This window comes from uncultured Empedobacter sp., from assembly GCF_937930195.1.
Taxonomy (GTDB): Bacteria; Bacteroidota; Bacteroidia; order Flavobacteriales; family Weeksellaceae; genus Empedobacter; species Empedobacter stercoris.
This window is the reverse complement of sequence record NZ_CALGVK010000076.1, coordinates 1-4,765: the sequence shown is the minus strand read 5'-3', so window position 1 is coordinate 4,765 and position 4,765 is coordinate 1. Positions and strand designations below refer to the sequence as shown.

The following is a 4,765-nucleotide window of genomic DNA, read 5'->3' as shown; positions in this document are numbered from 1 at the left end:
ACACCCGAAGTGATTATAGCACCCAAAAAAGAATAAAAAAAACCGTTCAACTTTTTTGAACGGTTTTTACTTAATATTCTATCAATGTAACGATATCGGTTGCAAAAGTTGTTAACTTATCTTTTCCATTTAAGAAAGTTAAATCAACGATAAAAGAAAATTGTGTTGTTTTACCTCCACATTTTTCAACCAATTTAGCACAAGCTTCAGCTGTACCGCCAGTTGCCAAAACATCATCATGAATTAAAACACGCGCACCATCTTTGATGTAATTTGAATTAACTTCAATTGTTGCTTGTCCATATTCCAAATCATAAGATTGATTAATTGTAGGAGGCGGTAATTTACCTGCTTTGCGAATAAGCACAAAAGGAACTTTTAGTTTTTGAGCAATTTGAATCCCGTACAAAAAACCACGGCTTTCGATTCCACAAACTACATCTACTTTTCCTTTGGCTCTATCTACAAACGCATCTACAATTTCATCCGAAAGTTCTGCGTTTAAGAACAATGGTGTAATATCTTTATAGACAATTCCTTCTTTTGGAAAATCGATAACGTCTACAATCGTTTGATTGATTTTTTCTTGAAGTGTTGACATTCGTTTTTAATCATGTTTTGTTAAGAGACAAATTTAATGAGAATTCATTTGCAAGAATTTCTTTTTACGAATTATTAATGAGTCTAAATAATTTTATAATCCTAAACTTGTCCAAATACGTTCCGGAATTCGAACTGGTCGACGTGTTTCAGCATCAATACAACACAAAATTGTATAACCTTGATTAATTATTTTTCCTGCCTCATTATAAATCGTATAATTAAAACGAATACGAACACCTTTATCACGCTCTGGAACGGTTGTTTCAATTTCGATTAATTCATCATACAAAGCACTTCCAACATATTTTGAATGCATTTCGATAATTGGCATCTGAATTCCCATTGCTTCCAACTCCGCATAAGGAAAACCTCTCTCACGCATCAATTCAACACGTCCAATTTCATAAAATTCGGGATAGTTACCATAATACACTACCTTCATTTGATCGGTATGTTTATATAAAATACGCGTTTTAGTACGAAAAACATTCAATTGTTCTATCTTCTCCATAATTTTTCTAATACATCATTTTAAAACTTCAAAAGTAGAGAACAAAAAAAAGACTTGGTCATTAATTAGCTAAAAAATGAAAAAGTCTATTCAGTAATTTTTTTGTAATCCATCCAACTAAAAGATGTTTGAGAAGAATCTTTTTGCTCTTCCTTTAAGAAATCATATTGAATTTGAATAATTGTTTTGAATGTAGGATTCGCAATTTCATAATAAAAAATCCTTACATTTTCTTCTTCAACTTGTTCAATTCGTAAAAGCGAAAAATTATTTTTAATTCCTAAATCATTTAAATGATTTTCTACTTTGATAATTGCAAAGTCAATTTTTTCTTGTGTAATTTCCATAGTAATACAAAAATAATAAATATTAATTTTGATAAGACAAAATATGTATGAAAAGATTATCTTTGTAGTACTTTTATTTTGTCTAAAACTACTTGTTGACTTTTATTATATACAAAGTATTTTTTAATATATCAATACCCAAATCATTTTTTTTATTCAAAATTTGTTCACAATTTTGTAGATAAGCTCCTGTTAAAAAATAGGTTTGATAATCAATAATTTACATTAAAACTTAAGCACTTTTGGACAATATTACGATGATAACTGCAAATTCTGTGTGGGAAAAATGCTTGTCTTTTATCAAAGACAACATTGCGGAAGATGCATTCAATACATGGTTTGTTCCGATTCGTCCGGGCAAACTAAATAATAATGTTTTAACAATACAAGTACCAAGTAAATTTTTTTACGAATGGTTAGAGGAACATTATATCAAAATTTTAAAAAGTGCCTTACAAAAAGAACTTGGTTCTGATGCGAAATTAGTTTATAGTATTTTGATGGACCAAAAGTCACAAGGACGTGAACCATTTACCGTTCGTATTCCAAGCTCGAACAAAGAAAAACCTCGCCCACAAGAGGTTGAAGCGCCAATGAATTTACAGGCGGGTAAAATGATGAATCCTTTTATTATCCCAGGATTACAAAAACTTAAAATTGATTCACAGTTAAATCACAATTATACCTTCAGTAATTTTATCGAAGGAGAATCAAACCGATTAGCTCGTGCTGCTGGTCGTGCGATTGCCAAACGTCCAGGAGGGACTTCGTTCAATCCACTTTTTATTTATGGTGGAGTAGGATTAGGAAAAACTCATTTGGTGCATGCGATAGGTTTAGAAGTAAAAGATTTACATCCAGAGAAAACGGTTTTGTATGTTTCGACAGAGAAATTTACACAACAATTTATCGAAGCTGTAAAAAATAATAATCAAAATGATTTCATTCACTTTTATCAAATGATTGATGTTTTGATTATGGATGATATTCAGTTTTTATCAGGAAGAACAAGAACGCAAGAAGTTTTCTTCGATATATTTAACCACTTACATCAAAGAGGAAATCAAATTATTTTGACTTCGGATAAATCTCCTGCAGATATCCAAGATATGGAAGATCGTTTGATTTCTCGTTTCAAATGGGGATTATCAGCAGATTTGCAAAATCCAGACTACAATACACGTCTATCTATTTTGAAACAAAAATTAGAAAATGACGGAATCGAATTCCCTGACGAAGTAATGGATTATATCGCTCAAAATATTGATACAAATGTGCGCGAATTAGAAGGTTCTTTGAATTCTATCATTGCACAAGCAACATTAAATAAACGCGAGATTACGTTAGATCTTACAGCACGTACACTCTCTAAATTGGTGCAAACGGCTCGTAAAGAAATTTCAATTGATTATATTCAAAAAACGGTTTGCGAATATTTTAAAGTGAAGATGGAAGATATTCAATCTAAAACACGTAAACGCGATGTGGTACAAGCGCGTCAATTGGCGATGTATTTTGCAAAACAATACACAAAAGCCTCGTTGGCGAGTATCGGTTCTCAAATTGGTAAACGTGATCACGCAACTGTTTTGCATGCTTGTAAAACAGTTAAAAACTTACAAGAAACAGACAAGCAATTCCGTGGTTATATCGAAGATATTTCGCGTAAAATTGCTGATTAAATAGTTAATACTTTTTCTATGAAAATTTTAATGGTTTGTTTGGGGAATATTTGTCGTTCTCCCTTGGCAGAAGGTATTTTACAAGCAAAGGTTGGCGACAATCATTTGGTAGATTCTGCTGGTACAGGAAATTGGCACGTTGGCGAACAACCAGACAGACGCTCCGTTGCAGTGGCAAAGAAATATGGCGTTGATATTTCCGATCAACGTGCGATGCATTTCAATCTAATCTTTTTCGAAGAATTTGATTTGATTTTTGCAATGGATAAACAAAACTCGATCGATTTGCAGCAATTAGCTCGTAACGAAGAAGAAAAAGAAAAAGTAAAATTAATTCTGAAAGAAGGGACAGGTCTTGCGCACAATGTACCTGATCCTTATTACGATGGCGAAGATGCTTTCGAGCATGTTTACCAATTATTAGATGAAGCCACTGACGGTATCATCAAAAAATACAATCTTTAAAAAATAATTATGAATACGGCTAAAGTTTATTTGATTCCTTCGCTATTAGGCGAAAGCGAACACAGTAGAGTATTGCCTTTATACAATCTTGATATTATTCGTTCGTTAACTACTTTTGTCGTGGAAAACGAGAAATCTGCACGTAAGTTTATCAAGCAAGTTTGTCCCGAAAAAGTACAAGCCGATTTAGATATTTACATTCTTAACAAAGATACAGAACCAGAAGAGCTGTTCGATTTGATTAAATTATTGGACAAAGGAATCTCCTTGGGTATTATCTCCGAAGCTGGTTTACCTGCTGTTGCCGATCCGGGTGCACAGTTGGTAAAGGTGGCGCAACAAAAACGAATTCAGGTTGTACCTTTAGTAGGTCCATCGTCGATTCTTTTGGCTTTGATGGCCTCTGGAATGAATGGTCAAAACTTTGCGTTTCATGGCTATTTACCTATCGATAAAACCGAACGTAAAAAGAAATTAGCACATTTAGAAAACGAAAGTGCAAAGACTGGAATTGCTCAAATTTTTATGGAAACGCCTTATCGTAATAATCAAATGGTAGACGATTTAACGAAAATTCTTCGTGCCGAAACCAAGATTTGTGTGGCGTGTCATATTACTTTAGACGACGAAGATATTCGTACATTATCCATCAAAGAGTGGAAAAATGAACAATACGATTACCACAAACGTCCCGCAATTTTTGTGATGCAAGCTTAAACTAATTTTTTAAACTAATAGATCAACACTTCGTGTCGCTTTTCACGAGTCGTTGTTTCAAAGTAAATAAAATAGCCAACTTCCATAAGTTGGCTATTTTATTTAATCATTTTTTGTGTCTTGTTGAGTATTAATAAAAAAATAACTATCTTAATACGAATTAATTAACCAAAAAAATATGCTATGGCAATAAAATTTAACTTAGTAGAAAAACCGCAACCAGGAGTAGCTAGAGGAGGTGTAAAAAAATGGTATGCAAGCGCAAAAACAGATGGTGAAGTTAGCATCGACGAATTAACAGCAGAAATAGAAAAGTTCTCTGCACTTTCTGAAGCTGATATTCGAGTGTAATCTTCCCTTAACTAGCTACATTCAAAACTAATGATTCCACTGATTATTACTACAATTATCTTGCTGAAATGTTGGAAATTCACTTGTAT

General features: G+C 32.8%; 6 protein-coding genes and 1 pseudogene. 4 read left to right on the top strand and 3 right to left on the bottom strand.

The features are described from left to right. Positions 1–70: 70 nt before the first annotated feature. From Q0616_RS04550 to Q0616_RS04540, 3 genes are all read right to left on the bottom strand, one after another. A complete protein-coding gene (locus Q0616_RS04550; RefSeq protein ID WP_298775440.1) occupies positions 71–601 on the bottom strand; it encodes an adenine phosphoribosyltransferase in 531 nt (176 codons plus the stop codon). Positions 602–694: 93 nt separating this feature from the next. Continuing rightward, entirely contained in the window at positions 695–1,114 is a 420-nt protein-coding gene (locus Q0616_RS04545) for a thioesterase family protein (RefSeq protein WP_171621572.1), read from the bottom strand. 86 nt (positions 1,115–1,200) lie between these two features. Then, on the bottom strand, positions 1,201–1,461 hold the full coding sequence (locus tag Q0616_RS04540) for a hypothetical protein (protein WP_171621573.1): 261 nt from the start codon (positions 1,459–1,461) through the stop codon (positions 1,201–1,203). Between the two features lie 257 nt (positions 1,462–1,718). Here Q0616_RS04540 and dnaA point away from each other — a divergent pair, with 257 nt between their 5' ends. The 4 genes and pseudogenes from dnaA to Q0616_RS04520 form a co-directional block, all read left to right on the top strand. Next, a complete protein-coding gene (gene dnaA / locus Q0616_RS04535; protein WP_298775442.1) occupies positions 1,719–3,143 on the top strand; it encodes a chromosomal replication initiator protein DnaA in 1,425 nt (474 codons plus the stop codon). An 18-nt stretch (positions 3,144–3,161) separates the two neighbouring features. Beyond that, a complete protein-coding gene (locus Q0616_RS04530; RefSeq protein WP_286483833.1) occupies positions 3,162–3,608 on the top strand; it encodes a low molecular weight protein-tyrosine-phosphatase in 447 nt (148 codons plus the stop codon). A 9-nt stretch (positions 3,609–3,617) separates the two neighbouring features. Beyond that, entirely contained in the window at positions 3,618–4,325 is a 708-nt protein-coding gene (locus Q0616_RS04525) for an SAM-dependent methyltransferase (protein ID WP_171621575.1), read from the top strand. Between the two features lie 183 nt (positions 4,326–4,508). Next, positions 4,509–4,670, top strand: a pseudogene (locus Q0616_RS04520) (DNA-binding protein); the annotation flags it as partial. Positions 4,671–4,765: the final 95 nt, after the last annotated feature.